Source organism: Streptomyces pseudovenezuelae, from assembly GCF_029892565.1.
In the GTDB taxonomy this organism is placed as follows: Bacteria; Actinomycetota; Actinomycetes; order Streptomycetales; family Streptomycetaceae; genus Streptomyces; species Streptomyces pseudovenezuelae_A.
In genome coordinates, this window is record NZ_JARXVH010000002.1 from 866,660 (window position 1) to 886,769 (window position 20,110).

Sequence of the window (20,110 nt, forward strand, 5' to 3'; positions counted from 1 at the left end):
CCGATGACCACCGAGGGGGAGAAGACGACGGCATCGGCGGCCCCGCCCGGACCCGCCCGGCACACGACCGCCAAGCGGGCCATGGTCGGCCGGCTGTCCTGGGGACTGGCCGACCAGGCGGCCTCCAGCGTGAGCAACTTCGCGGTGGGCATCTACGTGGCCCGCTCGCTTGGCGTGACCGCGTTCGGCGTGTTCAGCCTCGCCTGGGTGACGTACGGCGTGGTGCTCAACGTCTCCCGCGGGCTGGCCACCGATCCGCTCGTGGTGCGCTTCAGCGGAGTGCCGGGCACATCCTGGCGCCGGGCGGTGGGCCGCTCGACGGGCACCGCACTCGACGTCGGCATCGCCCTCGGCGCGGTGTGTCTGCTGGCCGGGCTCGCCCTCGGCGGCCGTGTGGGGCCCGCGTTCGCCGCCCTCGGCGTCATGTTGCCGGGGCTGCTGCTCCAGGACGCCTGGCGGTTCTCGTTCTTCGCCGCCGGCGCCGGGCGGAAGGCGTTCCTCAACGACGTCGTCTGGGGTGTCGCGCTCGTCCCGGCCATGGTGCTGGCGGCCCACGGGGGCGGCGTGGCCGCTTTCGTGCTCGCCTGGGGCGCCTCCGCCACCGTGGCGGCGGGGTACGGATACCTCCAGTCCGGCATCCGCCCCCGGATGAGCCAGGCGCGCGGCTGGCTTCGCGAACAGCGCGATCTCGGCTACCGGTACCTGGTCGAAAACGTCAGCCTCAGCGGCGCCAGCCAACTGCGGGCGTACGGGCTCGGCGTGATCGTCGGGGTCGGCGCGGTGGGCGCGGTGCGGGGCGCCGAACTCCTGCTCGGCCCGTTCCTCGCCGTGCTGATGGGGCTCTCGCTGGTCACCGTCCCGGAGGCGGCACGGGTGCTGCGGCAGGCACCGCACCAGCTCGGCAGGTTCTGCCTCCTGCTGGGCGGGGGGCAGGCCGCAGGCGCGCTGCTCTGGGGCACGGCGCTGCTGCTGATGCCCGGAAGGCTCGGCGAACTGGTGCTCGGCGACGTCTGGCACTCCGCCTCGCAGCTCATCGTGCCGATCACTCTCGGCGTCGCCGGCGCGGGCCTCGGCACCGGCGCGGCGGCCGGGCTCCGTGCGCTCGGCGCGGCCCGGCGCAGCCTGCGCTCCCAGCTCTTCGCCTCCGCCTGCTATGTCAGCGGCGGGCTCGGCGGGGCGGCCGCCGCCGGCACGGTCGGCTCGGCCTGGGGCGTCGCCGCCGCGACCGTCAGCGGCTCGGCCGTGTGGTGGCTGCAACTGCGCTCCGCCCTGCGCGAGCGCCACCGTAATCGCATCTCCGAAGGGAGGACCTCATGACCGCTCGACCCAGGCTGAGCATCGGCCTGCCCGTGTACAACGGCGAGGAGTACCTCGCCGAGTCGCTCGACGCCCTGCTCGGCCAGACCTACGAGGACTTCGAACTCGTCGTCTCCGACAACGCCTCCACCGACGGGACCCAGGACATCTGCCGCAAGTACGCCGCGCAGGACTCGCGGATCCGGTACCTCCGGCTGCCCCGGAACATCGGCGCCACCCCGAACCACAACCATGTGTTCGCCGAGTCCCGCGGCGAACTGTTCAAGTGGGCCTCGCACGACGACCTCTACGGCCGCGACCTGCTGCGACGCTGCGTCGAAGCACTGGACGAGCGGCCGGAGATGATCCTCGCGCACAGCGGCCAGGCGGTCATCGACGGCGACGGCCAGGTGACGGTCCCCTACGAGTACACGCTCGCCACCGACTCCCCGCACGCACCGGAGCGCTTCCGCAGTCTGCTGTTCGAGCCGGGTGGCGACGACTTCTACGGAGTGATGCGGGCCGACATGCTGCGCCGGGTGAAACCGATGGACAGCTACCACCACGCGGACCGCACGTACGTCGCCGAGATCACCCTGCACGGGCCCTTCCACCAGGTGCCGGAGCTGCTGTACTTCCGCCGCGACCACCCCAACCGCGCCGAGCGGGCGAACCCTTCCAAGCGCTCCCGGTGCGTCAACCTGGACCCGCGCCGGGCAGGCCCGCTGCACCCGACACCCCGGCTGCTCGCCGAGTACGTCTGGGGCTTTGCGTCGGCGATCCGGCGGGCGCCGCTGTCCCCGGCCGACCGGCGCGCCTGCTACCGCCACCTGGCCGCCTGGATGACCAGTCGGGTCAGGCCGGGCGCGGGCGAGCGGGTCGAGGACCGCGCCCCGGTCGACCCGGCCCAGCTCACGGTCTCCGTCGACGCCCTCGTCGCCGGCCGGGAGGGGAGGCGGACATGACGGCCGCGGACCAGACTCCGGTGCGCGTCGGGGTGTTCGGCCTCCTCGGCTCCGGCAACCTCGGCAACGACGGGTCGCTTGAAGCCGTCCTCGGATACCTCCGCGCCGACCACCCGGAGGCGGCCGTGGACGCGCTGTGCGGCGGGCCCGAGGCCGTGACGGCCCGGTTCGGGATCCCCGCCACGCGGCTGCACTGGAACCGCGCGGAGTACCGGACCGCGTCACGCGTGGGCGCGATAGCGGCGAAGGGGCTGGGCAAACTCGTCGACGTCTTCCGCACTGCCGCCTGGGTGCGGAAGCACGACGTGGTGATCGTGCCGGGCATGGGCGTCCTGGAGGCCACACTGCCGCTGCGGCCGTGGGGCTTTCCCTACTCGCTGTTCCTGCTCTGCGCGAGCGGCCGACTGCTGCGCACCCGGGTCGCGCTGGTCAGCGTCGGCGCCGCCCAGATTCGCGACCGGCCCACCCGGGCCCTGGTGCGCTGGTCGGCGCGGCTGGCCGCGTACCGGTCCTACCGGGACGCCCAGTCCCGTGACGCGATGCGGGCGATGGGCGTGGACACCGCGCACGACGAGGTCTACCCGGACCTCGCGTTCGCCCTGCCGGCGCCGCGGGCGAGCACGCCCTCGGGCCCGCCGGGCGCGGTCTGCGTCGGCGTGATGGACTTCCACGGCGGCAACGACGACCGAGCCCGGGCCGAGGAGATATACCGGCGCTACCTCGAGGGGACGATCCGGTTCGTCCGCACGCTGGTCGAGGAGGGCAGGCCGGTCCGGCTGCTCACCGGCGACGCGTGCGACGCGACGGTGGTCGCCGCGATCCTCGACGCGGTGGACTCACCGCTGGTCACTGCTGCCGAGCCGGCCTCGCTGGCCGACCTGATGAAGGAGATGGCGGCCGCCGACACCGTGGTGGCGATCCGTTACCACAACCTGATCTGCGCGCTGAAGACAGGCACGCCGGTGCTCGCCCTCAGCTATGCGGCCAAGAGCGACGCGCTCATGGACCGGATGGGGCTCGGCGCGTACTGCCACCCGGCGCGCGAGGTCGACGCCGACCGGCTGCTGGAGCAGTTCCGGGCACTGGAGAAGCGATCGGCCGAGCTGCGGCAGACGCTCGTCGAGCGGAACCAGGACGCCGCCCGGCAACTGGAGCACCAGTTCACCGAGTTGACCGCGGTCCTGTTCCCGGCGTCCGACCACCCGCGCGCGCATGTTCCGCAGGAGACTCCATGAAAGCGATCGAAGTCCCGGAGATCACCGGCGCGTACCTCTTCGAACCGACGCCCTACGCCGACGAGCGCGGCTTCTTCTGCCGCACCTTCGACGCCGACGTGGTCCGCTCGGTGGGCCTGGACCCGGACGCGTTCGTCCAGGACAGCCTGTCCCGCTCGGTCCGGGGCGTGCTGCGCGGCCTGCACCTGCGCTCCGGCGCCGGCGAGGCCAAGCTGGTGCGGTGCTCGTACGGGAGGATCTTCGACGTCGTCGTGGACCTGCGGACGGACTCGCCGACCTACCGCAACCGGGCCTTCTTCGAGCTGTCCGGTGACACGCAGACGACCCTGTACATCCCGGCGGGGTGCGCACACGGCTTCCAGGCGCTGACCGACACCGCCGACACCTCGTACCGGATCGACCGACCGCACGATCCGGCCGAGGACGTGACGATCGCCTTCGACGACCCGGAGCTCGCCATCCCCTGGCCGCTGCCGGTCACATCGATGTCCCAACGGGACCGCGAGGCGCCGAGCCTCGCCAAGGTCCTGCAGCACAAAGAAAGTTGAGGCCGGCGTGCCCACCGAAGACTCCCAAGAACTCCACCTGCCCCGCTCGCGGAAGGCGAACGAGCGGCTGCACGCCATGATCCCCGGGGGCGCGCACACCTATGCCAAGGGCGACGACCAGTACCCCGAGAACCTGGCCCCGGTCATCAGCCACGGCCGCGGCGCCCATGTGTGGGACGTCGACGGCAACCGCTACATCGAGTACGGCTCCGGCTTGCGGTCGGTCAGCCTCGGCCACGCCCACCCACGCGTGATCGAGGCGGTGCGGCGGGAACTCGACCGCGGCAGCAACTTCGTCCGGCCGTCCATCGTGGAGGTCGAGGCCGCCGAACGCTTCCTGGCCACTGTGCCGACGGCCGAGATGGTGAAGTTCGCGAAGAACGGCTCCGACGCCACCACCGCCGCGGTACGACTGGCCCGCGCCGTCACCGGGCGTCCGCGGGTGGCCATCTGCGGGGACCACCCGTTCTTCTCCGTGGACGACTGGTTCATCGGCACCACGCCGATGTCCGCCGGTGTTCCGGCGGCGACCAACGAACTCACCGTGGCGTTCCCTTACGGGGACCTGGCCGCCACGGAGGAGTTGCTCACCCGGTACCAGGACGAGGTCGCCTGCCTGATCCTCGAACCCGCCACCCACACCGAGCCACCGCCCGGGTACCTCACCGGCCTGCGCGAGCTGGCCGACCGGTACGGCTGCGTACTGATCTTCGACGAGATGATCACCGGCTTCCGCTGGTCCGAGGCGGGCGCCCAGGGTCTGTACGGCGTCGTCCCCGACCTCTCCACGTTCGGCAAGGCGCTGGGCAACGGATTCGCCGTCTCCGCGCTGGCCGGGCGCCGTGAGCTGATGGAGTGGGGCGGGCTGCGTCACTCCGGCGAGCGGGTGTTCCTGCTGTCCACCACGCACGGCGCGGAAACGCATTCCCTGGCAGCCGCGATGGCCGTGCAGACCACCTACGTCGAAGAGGGCGTCACCACCCAACTGCACACCCTCGGCGAGCGGTTGGCCGCCGGTGTCCGCGACGCCGCGGCCGGCATGGGTGTCGGCGACCACATCGTCGTCCGAGGCCGGGCAAGCAACCTGGTCTTCGCCACCCTCGACGAGAACCTGCAGCCGTCGCAGCAGTACCGCACCCTGTTCCTGCGCCGGCTCCTCGCGGGCGGAGTACTGGCCCCGTCCTTCGTGGTGAGCAGCGCCCTTGAGGAGGCGGACATCGACCGCACCGTCGATGTGGTGGCCCAGGCATGCGCGGTGTACCGGAAGGCACTGGACGCCGCCGACCCCACCCCCTGGCTGGCCGGGCGGCCGGTGAAGCCCGTGTTCCGCCGCTTGTCGTGACGCGACGTGACGTCAGTGAGGCTCCCGACGAACGGAGTCGGCGGTCCGGTCGACCAGCCACGCCGTCACCGGGACCACCGCCAGTGCGGTACACCAACCGCCGAGGACGTCGGTCGGGTAGTGCGCGCCCAGGGCGACCTGCGCCCAGCCCATGGCGGCGCCGGCAACAAGCGCCGCGGCGAGCACGAGTGACGTGCCGGCCGTTCTTCCGAGGCCGAGCCCGCCGGTCGCGAGCAGCGCCACCATGAGGGCCAGCGCGGTGAGGAAGGCGGTGTGCCCGCTCGGGTAGGACAGGTTGTCGTCGCCGTGAATGGTGCGTCCCACCAGGTGCTTGATCAGCGTCCCCGTCCCCACGGTCATGCCGACGCCGGCAACGATGAGCACCGCCGCACGAGGACGCCGAAGCACCAGGCAGCCCGTCACGGCGGCTACGACCAGCGTCGCCGCTCCCACGGGCTCTCCCAAGAAGTCCAGGGCCAGAGCGACGTACCGCCACGGCGGCCGCAGAGTGTCCGCCGTCGGCTGGATGATCCACCTGTCAACCTCGCCGGGCTCGCTGTGGCCGGCGTACAGGACCCCGAGAGCGACGACCACCAGCGCGGCGAGGGCAGCTATCAGCCCGAGCCGCGGGTGCAGCGACGGGGGCAGCACTACGGGCGTCGGTCGGCCGGTCACACGTTCACCGCGTCCGCTCGAACCGCGGTGGTTGGACCGAGCAGGATGACGAATCCGTCAAGCGCGAACTGGACGGGGTCGACTTCCAGGCCCTCTCCTGCCAAGTGATCCAACGCGAGCCCCCCGTCGTGTCCGATTCACCCTCCAGCGACCATGAGCGCCCCGCGGACACCCGCCCCTGGCCTGTACGCCCCTGCGGGAGCCGTCAGCACCCTAGCCGCAATCGGGTCGCGGCAAACCACTGTCGGGACAGTCGCGGAATGCCACGGTATGGCGTGCTCGAAGTAAGACGGTGTCTTGATGCCAACCTGCACGACAGAGTCAGGCCCTGATCCCGCTGATGCGCGGCATCCCGCCGATCCGCTCCCGTTACGGACCAAGGGGCCGTCGCCCGGCCAAGCTGCACGCGGACCAGGGCTACGACTTCGACCACCTGCGAGGCTGGCTGCGCCGTCGGCAGATCGTGCCGCGCATTGCCCGCCGCGGCATCGAGCCGTCCGGCCGCTTGGGACGGCACCACCTGGTGGTCGAGCGGACGATGTCCTGGCTGAACGGCTGCCGCCGCCTGCACCGCCGCTACGAGCGCAAGGCTGAACACTTCCTCGCCTTCGTCGGTATCGCCAGCACCCTCATCTGCTGTCGCCGCACCATCATTGAGCCGACCCGGTAGGCGTAGCCTCGTGGTAATGAGAACGGCCGCCCAGTTGGCCGGGATGACCAGGCCGGACCACTTCTGATCAGTGGCAGGGGCTGGCCGTGTTGGATGGGCCCATGAGCCAGACAGCTGCCCTGCGCTTGCGGCAGGCCATCGCCCGGACCGAAGACGCAACGCGAGAACGTATCCCCATCGGGCGCCGCCCAGAGGAGGCCGACGATCTGCTGGGCACCTTCGCCACCGACGGGGCGCTGGGCTTCGACCCTTTCCCCTTCCTCCAAGCGATCCATGAAGCCGGCTCGCGCGCGGTAGTCATCGGTCAGGTCGCAGGCATCATGCACGGCTCCACCGAACTGACCGGGGACCTCGACCTGCTCTGGGACGGCACCCCTGACGAGGCGCACGCCCTGCGCGACGCCCTGGCCTCATGCGAGTGCACCGAACTGCCCGACCTCGACCGCTCACAGGTGGGGTACCGGGTCACCGGTGCCAGTGGAGACCTGTGCACTCCCGCCCTGCCCTGGGGCGCCATGGATGTCACCCCCTGCCTGGCCTCGGCCGAGACCACCCGTGACCCCGCGGGATTCACCATCCGCTACGCCGCACTCGACGATCTGATCCGCATGCGGCGGGCCCTCGGCCGCCCGAAGGACCACCGTCGCGCAGACGAACTCGCGCGGCTACGCACCTGACTCGGTATGTCCAGCGCTCACCGTCGTTTCCCGTGACCGGTCGTGCTCCCGGGACATCGTCGGCGTCATCCACTCTCGCCATACCTCCAACTGTGACGACGTCTAATAGGACTTGAGTCAAGAAATAAGAAGGCGCCCGCATCCACAGCGGGGGCGTTCATCCTTCTTGAAGGAAGAGCTAGGCCCTTTGCCTTTGCGTTCGCCTCCTTGATCTCCGCCGGGACACGGCCGCGGTCGTTCACCTCGTAGCCGTTCTCCTTGGCCCTGCGCGAATCAGGGAAGCCAACGCGCTACGGAGTTTTGCCGCGTTCTTCTCGTTCAAGTCGATCTCGTACGTCTTGCCGTCGAGACCGAACACGATCGTCTCGGACGCCTTGGATCCGTCGAGGTCATCCAGCAGCTGATGTAGGTCGCGGCTCGTGGGGAGCCCAGGATGCCGGATCCCATGTTGTTCGTGACGTAGTTGATCTTCATGTGCCGATCGAGGTCCATGGGCATCCGAGGTGAGCGGCCATTCTCTCCCTGTGGAATCGGAGGGCGAGGCGCCCAGAGGGCCGCACGCCGAGTGGCTCCTGGTCATCGCCGTTGTCCTCGGACGTGCGGCGTCAGCGGCCGGTCGACCCATTTGGCTCCGGGAGATGGGTCTTCGACCAGGCCGCAAGCACGGGTTCACCGGCTACATCGAGGCAGCCTGCGGGATGCAGGCCGCCGACAACGGCTTCGCCGACGTCCTGACCATGACTTTCCTCACCGCCAAGGCCATGGAGAAGCGCCGGAACGAGGCGTACGAGGGGATGGTGGAGCTCATCGGCCGCGCCAAAGCCGCGGGCCGGCTGCGCGAGGACTTCGACCCCTCCGATCTGGTGCTGCTGCACATGGCCAACCTCGGCGTCGTCCACGCCTGCGGCGACGCCGCTCCCGACGCCTGGCGACGCGTAGTCGCTCTAATGATCCAGTCCTTTGAGACCCCGGCTCGGGCCCCTCTCCCCGCGTCGCCCGCGCACGACGACCTCTACAAGGCCATGCTCCGCACCGCCCCTACGGGCGACGCCGCGCCGAAGCCGGAGCAGAACAGCTGACCCGATGGGCCGCGGCGGCCTGTCCGCGCTCTCCGTACCGTTAGAGGGGACGCGCCGCAGCGCGTCTGGGGCTTCGGCTTCAGCGACGACGCCCGCCCGTTCGGCGCCGCCGAGTGCCTCGATGTCGTCAACTGGTTCAAGCAGCAGGGCTGTTACGTCCTCGGAGGCGTCCCCACCCGCTGGCGCACCGGCACGGAGGACTCACGGTCCGGCTTCGCCGACGTCTGCCACGCCTTCCACATGCTGTCCCCCTGGATGGTCGGTCGCATCGGCACCGCCGCGGACTCCGACTCCTTCCGCCAGAACGTCAACCAGCCCGACCTCGCCGACTGCGCCGCCCACGGCATCGACTACCAGCCCTGTGTCCTCACCGGCGACCTGCAAGAACGCCAGCGCGCCCACGGCGACTTCATGTGGCGGCAGCTCTACAACATGGTCGGCCTCGGCGCCCAGGGCATCTACATCTCCATGTTCGACGAGTTCAACGAGGCCAACCAGATCGCGAATACCGCCGAAACCGCGGCCGACGTGCCCGCCGGGTCGGGCATCTACGCCCTCGACGAGGACGGCACCTCCTGCTCCGCGGACTACTACCTCCGCCTGACCGGAGACGGCTGCCGCATGCTCAAGGGCCAGATCACCCTGACTCCCCAACTCCCCACACCTGTCCGGGTCTGAGAGATCAGGCCTGACCCCGCTGAGGCCGGCGGGCCCTGTCACTGGACGATCCAGGTAACCTGCGACCGAGTCGTCACGGGGGAGTTGTCACCGCATGAGTACGCCACCTTCGGAATCGGCATCCGCAACGGATCAGACCGAGGGGCGGTCCGTCCGGATCGGCGCTCTCGTTCCGCTCACTCGGCCCGGCTGGGCCGAGGCGGGCCGGCATCTGCTCGCCGGTCTCGAACTGGCCGTCGGCGAGGTCAATGACGCCGGCGGGATCGCCGGAAGGCCGCTCGAACTGGTGGTGCGGGACACCGCGGCGGATCCGCAGCGGGCGACGGCGGCCGTGGACGAACTGGCTCGCCTGGGCGTGGCGGCCCTGGCGGGGAGTATCACAGCGTCGTCGCTCGCGCCGCCGCCGCACGGGCCGACGCCCTCCGCCTGCCGTTCCTGTGCTCGTCCGCGGTCCTCGACACCCTCACCGAACAGCCCACGGAATGGGTCGCGCGCCTGGCCCCGCCACAGTCCCGCGGCTGGCAGGTCTACGCGGACTTCCTCCTCGGCGCGGGCCACAACCGCATCGCCGTGGCAGCCCAACCGAGCGTCTACTGGGCGTCCGGCATCCGCATTCTGCGCAACCACCTCGCTCCACGCGGCGGCACCGTCGTAGAACTCGACATGAGTGTCCTCACCCCGGCGGCGGTCGGCGACCAACTCGTCGACAAGGGCGCGACCGCCCTCCTTCTTCTGACCGGCCACCCGGAGCCGGCCGTGTCGATCGTCAAGGCGGTCCGCCTCGACCAGCGCCTCGCCAAAGTCATGATCGGTGCTCCGGCCGGACAACCGGAGTTCTCCGAGTGGGCCAGGCTGTTGGGCGACGACGGCGCCGCGGTCCCGTTCTTGCGCTACCTGCCCGAGTCGCTCAGCCCTCTCGGCGCACGAGTCGAGAAGGTCCTGGGCGAGCGGCTGGGCCAAGCGCCCTCCTTCGTCGCCTTCGAGGGCTACGACACGATCGCCGTCCTCGCCGAGTCGCTGCGTTCGCACGGCGCGGACCGGACGCGCATCGCCGGATCCTGGCCGCGCGTCACAGTCGAAGGCACCCGCGGACAGATCCGGTTCTCCCGCACGGCAGGCATCAGCGTGTGGCAATGGACCTCGGCGCCGGTCCAAGTCGTTGACCGCGATCCGGCGGCACCTGATCGTTTTCGCGTCCCTCACGCCGACTGAGCGAACGCGGAAGTCTGACTTGCCGGTACCCGGGGCCGGCTGGAGAACTGACGTCGATCGAGGAAGGGCAGTTGTTCTCATCCCACTGACACGACCTCGCACACTGGCGCAACGAGTCCGGGCAGCCGCATCCCTCACCAGAGGCCCCGGAACCGCCAAGTCTGGCGCCCAGCGAAGCCACTTACCTGATCCACACGGAGTACCGCCACCCTCTTCTTGTCCTGGCGGACTCGGCAACTTTCGCCTCGCCCGAATGCCCGCTCCTCGTGCTGGACCTGCGGGGTGAGCAAGGGCGTTGTGTCCGCGTCGTGGCAGCCGAGCTGTGGAGCATCGAGAACAATCTCTCGGGCGCGAACATGGACTTCGAGGAGTTCGCCGATGCCGTCGACGACGACGGCGTGTTCCGAGGCTTTTGATTGCGTCAGCGAAGGTAGCGGTGCGCGGCGTTGCTGTGGTGGGAGGAGTTGGCCAGGGTGAACTGCTGTAGCGGGTGGAAGTGCGCCTCGGTGGGGTTGGTCCAGGAGGCTTAGGCCGGTGTGAAACACAGCTCGACCTTGTGCTTTCGTTGTGGACCTGCCCGCCGCGTTAGGCCGAGTCGCGCACGACGAGTTCCGGGTCGAAGACGACCGACGTCGCCTCGGTGCGTACGCCGTGGATGTGCTCGTCGAGCAGGCGGGCCATCTCCGTCGCCATCTCCTCGACCGGCTGGCGGATCGTGGTCAGCCGGGGCCGGCAGGTCACCGCGATGCTGGAGTCGTCGAAGCCGATGACAGCGACGTCCTCGGGCACCCGGCGTCCGCGCTCCCGCGCGGCCTGGCAGGCGCCCTGCGCCATGAGGTCGTTGGCGGCGAACACGCCGTCCGTGTCGGGGTGGCGGGCCAGCAGGTCCGACATGGCCGCGAGACCGCTGTCCAGGGTGAACCCGCCCTCGGCGACCGGGACTTGGGGGTGACCGTGGTGGGCGAGCGTGTCCCGGAACCCGGCGAGCCGCTCCTGGCTCGCTGCCACGTCCAGGGGGCCGCAGACCGTGGCGGGTCGGCGGCAGCCGCGTGCGAGGAGATGCTCCGCGGCGAGGCGCCCGCCGTCCCGGTGCGCCAGGTCCACGTAGCTGAGCGGGACCGAACGGGAGGGACGGGCGAAGAGCACCGCGGGAAGGCGGGCCTCGGCGAGGAGTGCGGGCAACGGGTCGTCCGCGTGCGTGGAGACCACGAGGGCGCCGTCGGCGCGGCCCTGGCGCAGGTAGGTCAGCACCTCCTCCCGCGCCTCGGTCGACTCGGCGAACATCAGGACGGGGTGCATCGAGCGGGGGCGCAGGAAGCCGACGATTCCGCCGACGACCCGTCCGAAGAAGGGGTCCGCGAACACCCGTGTGGCGAAGGCGTTCTGGCCGGCGTCCGTGATGTCCCCGGCGCCGGACACCACCAGGGCGACGGTCTCGGCCCGCCGGGTCACCAGTGAGCGGGCGGCCCTGTTGGGCGCGTAACCCGTCCGCTCGATGGCCCGGCGGACCACTTCCTGTATCTCCGGATCCACGTTGCGGATGCCGTTGACGACCCGGGACACGGTCGCCCGGGAGACACCGGCCTCCCGGGCGACATCCTCCAGCGTCGGGGTCCGTCTGCTCATGCAGGCACCCTAACGGACCTGCGTGATCAGGCAATAGAGCGCTCTCCCGGAGCGGGCCGTACGCTCCGGGAGAGGTCCGTGTGTCAGGCGTACACGCCGAACTCGTACAGCGAGTACCCCCAACCGGTGCCCCGCGCCGTGCCGTTGACGCGGACGTAGCGGCCGGTCCCGGTGACGTCGAAGTCGTCGATCCCGCCGTTGCCGTCGGTCACGGTGCGCACGGTCTGCCAGTTCTGGCCGTCGTCGGAGGTCTGGACGGTGTAGGCCTTGGCGTACGAGGCCTCCCAGGACAGCTGGACGTGCCGGAAGGTGGTGCGGGTACCGAGGTCGACCTGGAGCCACTGGGGGTCGCTCCAGTCACTGGCCCAGCGGGTGGCCTGGTCGCCGTCCACCGCGTTGGCGGCCGGGCACGGGCAGTCACCGTAACTCGCCTGGTAGGACGAGGCGTTGGCCGGTTTACCCCGTGCCACATTGGTGCCGGACGGCACCGGCGGGACGACCCGGATGGAGCGGGTCTCGACGCCGACGTTGCCCCGGCCGTCCGTCGCCTTGACGTAGACCTTCCAGACGCCCGGGCGGTCGGGTGCGGTGACCTTGAGGCGACCGCCGCCGAGGTCGGTGGAGGGCAGCGGAGCCAGGTTCTTGCTCTGGTCGATGTAGTTGCTGTTGTCGAGGACCTCGTAGGAGATCCCGTCACCGTCGGGGTCGGTGGCCCGCACGGACAGGACGAGGTCGCGTCCGGCCTGCACCTGGCCCGCGCCGCCCTCCACGGCCAGGTCGGAGATGACGGGCGGGGTGTTGTCATGGCTGGTGTCGCCGCCGTAGGCCCTCTTCACCGCGTAGTACGACAGGCGTTTTTGGCCGGCGGGCAGCAGGTTGAACCAGATGCCGCCGAAGTCGTACTCGGTGCCGTAGTGGAACATCGTGGCGCCGAGCGCGACCCCCGTGTGCCCGGTGACGCAGTTCCAGGCGCGGGTGTAACCGTCGGCCTTGGCCTGGTCGGAGGGCTCCAGCGGAACGCCGTTGGCGTCGTCGGGGACCTCCCACTCGCCGGCGGGACCGGTCTCGGTGACGATGTAGGGCTTGGTGTAACCCCCTTGCTGCCAGGCGGACTTGATGTCGCAGACCGCGTTGTAGGAGTTCACGGCGTACAGGTCGAGATCCGGCGCGTTCCTCTTGTAGTAAGGCCAGGCGCCGACCCAGGCGTCGGTGGACGTGACCGGGTGGTTGGGGTCGACGGCGTGGATCTTCTTGGTGATGTCGTTGACGAGGGTGGTGTAGGCGTCGCGCTGTCTTTCCAACTCATCGCCGCTGTAACAGTTCTGCAGCCCGAGGACCGACTCGTTGCCGACGTCCCACATGAGCACGCCGGGGTTGTCCTTGTAGGTCTGCACCCACTTGGGGAACTCGTCGAGCATCTGGTTCTTGTAGGCGGTGTCGGTCAGGTAGTTGACGCAGCCACCGCTGCCGGGTCCGCCGCCCGGCTGGAGCCAGAAGCCCGCGACGACCTTGATTCCATGGGCGGCCGCGGAGTCGAACAGCGGCTTGCTGCCGGCGTCGGTGCCCCAGGTGCGGATCGTGTTGACGCCCATGGACTGGAGGTCCGGCAGGTACTTCTCGGCGTCCGCGACACTCGGGCCCCAGGTCAGGCCCTTGACCTGGTACGGCTGCCCGTCCACCGTCAGCTGCCAGGCGCCCTGGCCGCCGGTGACCTTGACGACGCTGCCCGCGGCGTGGGCCTGGGCGGCGGGCAGGGCGGCGAAGAGGCCGGCCGCCAGCACGCCGGCGGTGAGGGGGGCCGCGATACGGCGGGTGCGGAGTCGTGGGGTCATGCGCGGGCTCCTCACGGCAGTCGGTAGTGCTCGTCGAGCGCGGCGCCCGCCTCCGGGTGGGTCTCGTCGTAGCCGCGCGCGTCGCACTGCAGTCCGCCGACGACGCAGTGATCGACCAGCGCCTTGAGCGTGGGGGAGTCCCAGGCGTTGAAGAAGTCGTAGTGGAAGCTGTGGCCCGTTCCGCTGGCCAGCCGCACCTGCGACATGTCGCCGTTGACGGGGAAGGCCATCTTGAACTCGATCATCGGCAGCGCCACCGGGTGGTCGGCCGGGCACATGTTGTCGTTCGTGCCGGGCTTGACCACGGGGTAGGCCATGTGGCTCTTGTGGTCGGGAGTGTCGAGGTACCTGCCGTCCCAGCAACTGGGCGCCTGGAAGCGGATGTTGAGCTGGACGTCCGGGCGGCTCGGGCAGGTCGCGGGGAACTCGGTGTTGAAGAAGCTGTCACCGCACTCCCAGCCCTCGACGAAGCCGGGATGGTGGCGGAACTCGTCGGCGCTCTGCGTGGGGCTGCCAACGACGAAGCGCAGGCCCTTGGGGAAGGGGCGGACGCTGGTGTAGTCGGTGACACCGGTCTTGTAGTAGATGACCTGCGGGCCGACGGGAAGGATCTGCCGGTCGCCGTTATAGAGCGTGGGCATCCAGTAGCCGGACAGGTCGCCGGGGGCCCTGCACGTGGTGCCGCCGGCCTCCAGCGAGGCGGTCGTGCTGTTGGCGTCGGTCGTCGTGTTGCCCATGAAGGTGTGGTCGTGGGACTTGCCCGGCTGCTGCGGGTAGACGATGGGGTCGTCCGGCCGGGTGTGCGTGACCGAGCAGTTGGCCTGGAACTCGTGGAAGTAGCGGTGCGGCGGGTCCTGGGTGGACGGCGTCACGCCGGTGACCGGCGGGTTCGCGGGGATGTAGCCGTCGCCATCCGGATCCTCCGGGGAGTTGGCCGTGGACGCGGCCATGACATGTCCGGAGTGGGTGGCCGCGAACGACTGCGCGGCGGAGCTGTGCGGTGCGGGCGGCCCGGCGCTGATGGCGACGCCGCCGAGGCCGAGCGAGGTCAGCAGGAGCGCGCCGGTGATCAGCGTGGCTGACAGGCCTTTCGATCTCCGTGACATGGAGACCTCCTCCTGAACGGTGGGGGTGTCAGAGGTCGTCGCCCGGCGTCCCCCTGACCTGACGTCAGGCGAGCCGGTGTGAGGGGACGCCGGGAGACAATGGGAGAGCGCTCTCCCGCCGAGGAGTGTTGAGGGCATGCCAGCAAGGTGTCAAGGGATCCGGCAGAACTGGACGCGGAAGGATTTCATCGTCCGAAGGCTTGCCGGGAGCCGGAACTCATGAGTTAAATCAAGACCTGAACTAAGTGGCGCCACAGGGTCCTTGGCCCGTCGCCCCGTCTGCCGTGGTGCCTGCCGGAGCAAGGCCTTCGGGTTGGTTCCCGGGCCGGTCCCACAGGGCCGGCCCGGGAGGGGCTCACTGGACGTACGTGTAGTGCGGGCTGTCGTACTGGGGGCCGTTCTTCTCGTAGGTGAACCAGTACGTCAGGGTGGCACCGGTGCTGAGGGACACGTTCTGCGTCCAGGTGCCGTTGCTGTTGGTCATCCGGAAGTTCTGCTGGTTGGAACCGTTGACGAGGTAGTGCACATCCACGTACGCCGCGGGTGTCGTCGGACGGAACGTGATCTGCGCCTGGCTGTCGCTCACCCGGGTCACGCCGGCGGTGTAGTCCGGCGTCGTGTTGCTCCCGCCGGTGGTGCCGCCGGTCGTGTTCCCGCCGGTGGTGCCTCCGGTCGTCGTACCGCCGGTCGTCGTACCGCCCGTGGTAGTGCCGCCAGTTGTGCTGCCACCAGCGCTTTGCTGGTAGACCGCGAACCAGTCGACGCTCATGGCGGCACCTGATGTGATGCTGCCCGCCTGGGCGGCCGAGCTGCAGCCGCAGACCTTGTCGGGGTATGAACCGGCGATCGCGAGGTCGAAGATGGCCATGAACCCGTGGTCGACTGCGGCTTGCCAGGTGCCGACCGAAACCTGGTTCTCGTTGACGGTGAAGGTCAGATTGCCGTCGAGGTAGAAGCGCAGCTGCTCCGCGGAGGTGTTGGTGCGGTCGATGATCGCGGAGTACGTGTGGTAGCTGGTCTGGCACCCCGCGCACGGCTGAAGATCGCTGGTGATGCCGTCGGGATCGTGGCACTCGCCCGCCCACACCCCGCAGTGGAAGGTGGTGGAGTGCTTACTCAGCGCGTTGACGTCCTCCATGATGTCGAACTCGCCGATACTCGGCCAGTTCGTCGCGCCAACTGGGCGGGCGGCGCCGCCCATCGCCCAGAACGCCGGCCAATAACCCAGTCCATTCTGCGGGTTGGGCTGGAGGATGGACGCACTCATCTGGAGCTGTCCGCCGGCAGGGGCGGCGAAGTCGGTGCGCTGGGTCTCGATGCGTCCGGAGGTCCAGTGACCCGAACCGTCCCGGATCGCGCGGATGACCAGGTGGCCCTGCCCGTCCTGGTACACGTTGTTCGTGGAGTCGGTGGCCGTTTCGATTTCACCCGTCCCCCAGTTGGGGGCCCCTCCGGCGTAGCTGGTGCCAAGGTCGTACAGCCAGTTGGCCCGGTTCAGACCGCTGCCGGACGCGCCGTTGAAGTCGTCCGAGAACAGGGTGGTCCAGCCTGCCGGAGGACTCGGTGCGGCCGCCGACGCGCTGCCACCGGTTCCGACCAGACCTGCGAGCGTGCCGATGAGCAACAGCAGAGTGCTGCCGAAGACAAGGAGGATCGTTCTCCGCCCGTCTGTCGGCGCACTTGTGTGCACTGAGCTGGTTTCCATTGCTGTGGTTCCTCCCGTTCAAGGGGCCGAGTTGGACGTTTCGTTACTCCTGGCTGATCGTGTGGCGTCCGGCATTGACGGACAGTGATGAGAGCGCTCTCAGGCGCTGTCCCAATGCAGGAGTGTCCGGCGCGGTCTTCCACGCGTCAATGACTTCAACGTGACGGGCGAAAGGTGGTGGGACCTGGCGACGCTATGTGGAGCTTCGGAAAAGGTCCGAACCAGACTTCGGAAGCATCGTGAACGTGTCCACCGTGACCTCATGTGCTCGGTCATGGGCCGCTGAGCTGCGGCTCTGTGATGGTGACGCCGGGGCGGTGCCTCCGTCGTCGCGCCGGTTGACCGTGATGCCGTCCGCGTCGCTCGTGTCGCAGGTTCAGGAGTCGAAGGCACGTACTCCGTGCTGAAGCCGTCGAGTGCCCGATCAGTCGCCCGGTGCTCTCCGTGGCGTGAAGTCACCTGTGCATTCCGCACATCGGAGTGATGACAGCGGCAACTGTGCAGGGCGGTACGCCGCGTGACAGCGTCGTACTCGTCACCGACCGGTGGAGGGAGCAGACGTGAACAAGGGCTATGCCGTGTACTGCGACGCGGACCCGTACTTCTACGACGCTCCGCACCGCACGGTTTCCCGGACCGGGGCCGGGCGCTCCCGGTACGCCGCGGCCTCCTCACCCGTACCGGAGGGATGGCAGCGCAACGAGAGCGGAGACTGGCTCGCTCTGCGCCCCGTCGACTCCGACCTGCCGGCTCAGGGCTGGAAGATCCACGTCTCCGCCTGCCTCGACAACGCGGAGTCCGTGCTCGACCGCGTGTGGCGGCACTGCGTCGCCGGCGGCACGGCCTTCAAGTTCGTGCCCAGCCGCTACCTGCTGCACCAGCGCAACGCCAAGTACGCGGACCGCGCCGGCAGCGGCAAGTTCATCACCGTGTACCCGGCGGACGAGGCGGAGTTCGAGCGGCTCGTGGGGGAGCTGTCCGACCTGCTGGCCGGTGAGCCCGGACCGCACATCCTGAGCGACCTGAGAATCGGCGACGGCCCCGTCCACGTCCGCTACGGCGGCTTCACCCGCCGCAACTGCTACGACGCGGACGGGGAGTTGCAACCGGCCGTGACCGGTCCCGACGGCGTGCTGGTGCCCGATCTGCGCGGCCCGGTCTTCCGCGTGCCGGACTGGGTGAGCCCGCCCTCCTTCCTGCGCCCGCACCTCGACGCCCGTTCCGCGGTGACCGTGGCCGGCCTGCCCTACACCATCGAGTCGGCGTTGCACTTCTCCAACGGCGGTGGCGTCTACCTCGCCCGTGACAACCGCACCGGCGAGCGGGTCGTCCTCAAGGAGGCCCGCCCGCACGCCGGACTCGCGGCCGACGGCGCCGATGCCGTGACCCGGCTGCACCGTGAACGCCGGGCGCTGGAGCGGCTGTCGGGCCTCGACTGCACGCCCGAGGTGCTCGACCACCTCACGGTCGGGGAACACCACTTCCTCGTCCTGGAGTACATCGACGGCAAGCCGCTCAACACCTTCTTCGCCCGCCGTCACCCGCTCATCGAGGCCGACCCGGGTGAGCGGAGACTGGCCGAGTACACCGCCTGGGCCCTCGACGTCCACGCGCGGGTGGAGCGCGCCGTCGAGGACGTCCACGCCCGGGGCGTGGTCTTCAACGACCTGCACCTGTTCAACATCATGATCCGGGACGACGACAGCGTCGCCCTGCTGGACTTCGAGGCGGCCCACCACGTCGACGAACCGGGCCGGCAGACCGTGGCCAACCCGGGGTTCGTGGCGCCCTCCGACCGGCGGGGCGTTGGGGTGGACCGGTACGCGCTGGCGTGTCTGCGGCTCGCGCTGTTCCTCCCGCTCACGAGTCTGCTGGCCGTCGACCGGCGCAAGGCGGCTCACCTCGCCGACGTGGTGGCGGATCAGTTTCCTGTGGACCGGGCCTTTCTGGACGCGGCGGTCGACGAGATCACACGCGTCGACGGCGCCCCCTCGGCGCGAGGGCCGGCCGGGCCGGTGGTTCCGGTCCGGCCAGGCGACTGGCCGCGCAGCAGAGACTCCATGGCCGAGGCCGTCCGTGCCTCCGCGACGCCGTCCCGTACGGACCGTCTCTTCCCCGGTGACATCGCGCAGTTCGCCACGGCCGGTGGCGGGCTGGCCTTCGCCCACGGCGCGGCGGGGGTGCTGTACGCCCTGGCCGAGAGCGGGGCGGGACGGGACGAGGACGGCGAGCAGTGGCTGCTGGAGCGGACCAAGCAACCGCCCTCGGGGATGCCGCTCGGTTTCCACGACGGACTCGCCGGAATCGCCTGGACCCTCGACCGGCTCGGCCACCGCGACCGTGCTCTCGACCTCACCGAGCTGCTTCTCGACCAGCCCTTCGACCAGCTGGCCCCGGACCTGCACAGCGGCACCGCGGGACTGGGCCTGGCCCTGGACTCGCTGGCCGTCACCACGGGAGAGGCCGCGCTGCACTCCGCGGCTCTGCGCTGCGCCGAACTCGCCGCCGCCGGCATGCCGGCCGGACGCGGTGCTCCCGGCCGCCCCCGCGCGGGGCTGCTGCACGGCGCCGCCGGACGCGCACTGCTCTTCCTGCGACTGTTCGAACGCACCGGTGACCGCGCCCTCCTCGACCTCGCCCGCGACGCGCTGCGCCAGGACCTCGCCCGCTGTGTCCGCGGTGCGGGCGGCGCGCTGCAGGTCGACGAGGGGTGGCGCACCATGCCCTACCTGGGCGCCGGCAGCGTGGGCATCGGCATGGTGCTGGACGACTACCTGGCGCACCGGGAGGACGCGGAGTTCGCCGGGGCCCGGAACGAGATCGTGGCGGCGGCCCAGGCGATGTTCTACGCCCAGCCGGGTCTCTACCGGGGCGTGGCCGGCATGGTGCTGTACCTCGGCCGCACCACGGCCACTACGCCCGGCACGGGCCCGGAGGCCGTCCGACGCCAACTCGACGCGCTGTCCTGGCACGCGATGTCCTACGGCGACCGGCTCGCCTTTCCCGGTGAGCAGATGATGCGCCTGTCCATGGACCTCTCCACCGGAACGGCCGGATGCCTGCTGGCTGTCGCCTCCGTCCTCGGCGACTCGCCCGCCGGGCTGCCGTTCCTGCCGCCGCTGCGCCGGAGCAGCGGCCCCCGACTCGGCCCCACCAGGGGTCGTGAAGAAGCACACCCGCTGCCGTACGAGAGGAAGATGTCATGAACCTGTTCGACCTGCAGTCGATGGAGACCCCCAAGGAAGAGGCCATGGGGGACGTCGAGAGCGGTAGCCGCGCGAGCCTCCTGCTCTGCGGCGACAGCAGCCTGAGCGTCACGACCTGTAACTGACGCCGGAGTTGCCGGCCACGGCGACCTGGTGAGCCAGGTCGCCGGGCACAGCGCCCCGGGTGAACTCCCGGGGCGCCGACGCCTGCCCGCCCGGTCACCACGGTCGGGCGGGCTGCCGAATCCGTCGGGTCCG

At 70.1% G+C, this 20,110-nt stretch carries 15 protein-coding genes and 4 pseudogenes; 13 read left to right on the forward strand and 6 right to left on the reverse strand.

The window, feature by feature from the left end:
- Window positions 1-3 precede the first annotated feature (3 nt).
- The 5 genes from M2283_RS08590 to M2283_RS08610 are packed head-to-tail and all read left to right on the forward strand — an operon-like array spanning window position 4 to window position 5,386.
- Complete coding sequence (locus tag M2283_RS08590; protein WP_280875496.1) at window positions 4-1,317, forward strand: hypothetical protein; 1,314 nt, start codon at window positions 4-6, stop codon at window positions 1,315-1,317.
- Window positions 1,314-2,261 (forward strand): glycosyltransferase family 2 protein, encoded by a 948-nt coding sequence (locus M2283_RS08595; protein WP_280875497.1) that lies wholly within the window; start codon window positions 1,314-1,316, stop codon window positions 2,259-2,261. Before M2283_RS08590 ends, M2283_RS08595 begins: the two co-directional genes overlap by 4 nt.
- A complete protein-coding gene (locus M2283_RS08600; protein ID WP_280875498.1) occupies window positions 2,258-3,496 on the forward strand; it encodes a polysaccharide pyruvyl transferase family protein in 1,239 nt (412 codons plus the stop codon). The genes M2283_RS08595 and M2283_RS08600 overlap by 4 nt, the downstream gene beginning before the upstream one ends.
- A complete protein-coding gene (gene rfbC / locus M2283_RS08605; protein WP_280875499.1) occupies window positions 3,493-4,044 on the forward strand; it encodes a dTDP-4-dehydrorhamnose 3,5-epimerase in 552 nt (183 codons plus the stop codon). Before M2283_RS08600 ends, rfbC begins: the two co-directional genes overlap by 4 nt.
- A gap of 7 nt (window positions 4,045-4,051) precedes the next feature.
- Entirely contained in the window at window positions 4,052-5,386 is a 1,335-nt protein-coding gene (locus tag M2283_RS08610; RefSeq protein ID WP_280875500.1) for a glutamate-1-semialdehyde 2,1-aminomutase, read from the forward strand.
- A 12-nt stretch (window positions 5,387-5,398) separates the two neighbouring features.
- Here M2283_RS08610 and M2283_RS08615 read toward each other — a convergent pair whose 3' ends face one another.
- Window positions 5,399-6,061, reverse strand: coding sequence for a phosphatase PAP2 family protein (locus M2283_RS08615; RefSeq protein WP_280875501.1), 663 nt, complete (start codon window positions 6,059-6,061; stop codon window positions 5,399-5,401).
- Window positions 6,062-6,363: 302 nt separating this feature from the next.
- Here M2283_RS08615 and M2283_RS08620 point away from each other — a divergent pair.
- Together M2283_RS08620 and M2283_RS08625 are read left to right on the forward strand one after the other, a co-directional pair.
- Window positions 6,364-6,731: pseudogene (locus M2283_RS08620) on the forward strand (transposase); the annotation flags it as partial.
- Window positions 6,732-6,832: 101 nt separating this feature from the next.
- A complete protein-coding gene (locus M2283_RS08625; protein ID WP_280875502.1) occupies window positions 6,833-7,408 on the forward strand; it encodes a hypothetical protein in 576 nt (191 codons plus the stop codon).
- Window positions 7,409-7,590: 182 nt separating this feature from the next.
- Here M2283_RS08625 and M2283_RS08630 read toward each other — a convergent pair.
- Window positions 7,591-7,808, reverse strand: a pseudogene (locus M2283_RS08630) (histone-like nucleoid-structuring protein Lsr2); the annotation flags it as partial.
- Window positions 7,809-8,046: 238 nt separating this feature from the next.
- On the opposite strand from M2283_RS08630, the gene M2283_RS08635 reads away from it, so the two are divergent.
- From M2283_RS08635 to M2283_RS51900, 4 genes and pseudogenes are all read left to right on the forward strand, one after another.
- The gene (locus tag M2283_RS08635; protein ID WP_280875503.1) at window positions 8,047-8,487 is read left to right on the forward strand and encodes a hypothetical protein; all 441 of its coding nucleotides are present in this window, start codon (window positions 8,047-8,049) and stop codon (window positions 8,485-8,487) included.
- A gap of 63 nt (window positions 8,488-8,550) precedes the next feature.
- A pseudogene (locus M2283_RS08640) lies at window positions 8,551-9,165 on the forward strand (glycoside hydrolase family 71/99-like protein); the annotation flags it as partial.
- Between the two features lie 94 nt (window positions 9,166-9,259).
- A pseudogene (locus M2283_RS08645) lies at window positions 9,260-10,377 on the forward strand (ABC transporter substrate-binding protein).
- A gap of 161 nt (window positions 10,378-10,538) precedes the next feature.
- Window positions 10,539-10,793 carry a DUF6924 domain-containing protein gene (locus M2283_RS51900; RefSeq protein ID WP_432423041.1) on the forward strand — a complete coding sequence of 85 codons (255 nt, stop codon included), beginning with the start codon at window positions 10,539-10,541 and terminating at the stop codon, window positions 10,791-10,793.
- A gap of 169 nt (window positions 10,794-10,962) precedes the next feature.
- On the opposite strand, the gene M2283_RS08655 is transcribed toward M2283_RS51900, so the two are convergent.
- From M2283_RS08655 to M2283_RS08670, 4 genes are all read right to left on the reverse strand, one after another.
- Window positions 10,963-12,003 (reverse strand): LacI family DNA-binding transcriptional regulator, encoded by a 1,041-nt coding sequence (locus M2283_RS08655; protein ID WP_280875504.1) that lies wholly within the window; start codon window positions 12,001-12,003, stop codon window positions 10,963-10,965.
- 83 nt (window positions 12,004-12,086) lie between these two features.
- Entirely contained in the window at window positions 12,087-13,835 is a 1,749-nt protein-coding gene (locus M2283_RS08660) for a discoidin domain-containing protein (RefSeq protein WP_280875505.1), read from the reverse strand.
- A gap of 11 nt (window positions 13,836-13,846) precedes the next feature.
- On the reverse strand, window positions 13,847-14,941 hold the full coding sequence (locus tag M2283_RS08665) for a DUF1996 domain-containing protein (protein ID WP_280875506.1): 1,095 nt from the start codon (window positions 14,939-14,941) through the stop codon (window positions 13,847-13,849).
- Window positions 14,942-15,296: 355 nt separating this feature from the next.
- Entirely contained in the window at window positions 15,297-16,646 is a 1,350-nt protein-coding gene (locus M2283_RS08670; RefSeq protein ID WP_280875507.1) for a glycoside hydrolase family 16 protein, read from the reverse strand.
- Between the two features lie 560 nt (window positions 16,647-17,206).
- Here M2283_RS08670 and lanKC point away from each other — a divergent pair.
- A complete protein-coding gene (gene lanKC, locus M2283_RS08675) occupies window positions 17,207-19,852 on the forward strand; it encodes a class III lanthionine synthetase LanKC (RefSeq protein ID WP_280875508.1) in 2,646 nt (881 codons plus the stop codon).
- On the forward strand, window positions 19,849-19,977 hold the full coding sequence (locus tag M2283_RS08680; protein WP_149551904.1) for a SapB/AmfS family lanthipeptide: 129 nt from the start codon (window positions 19,849-19,851) through the stop codon (window positions 19,975-19,977). Before lanKC ends, M2283_RS08680 begins: the two co-directional genes overlap by 4 nt.
- Window positions 19,978-20,110 lie beyond the last annotated feature (133 nt).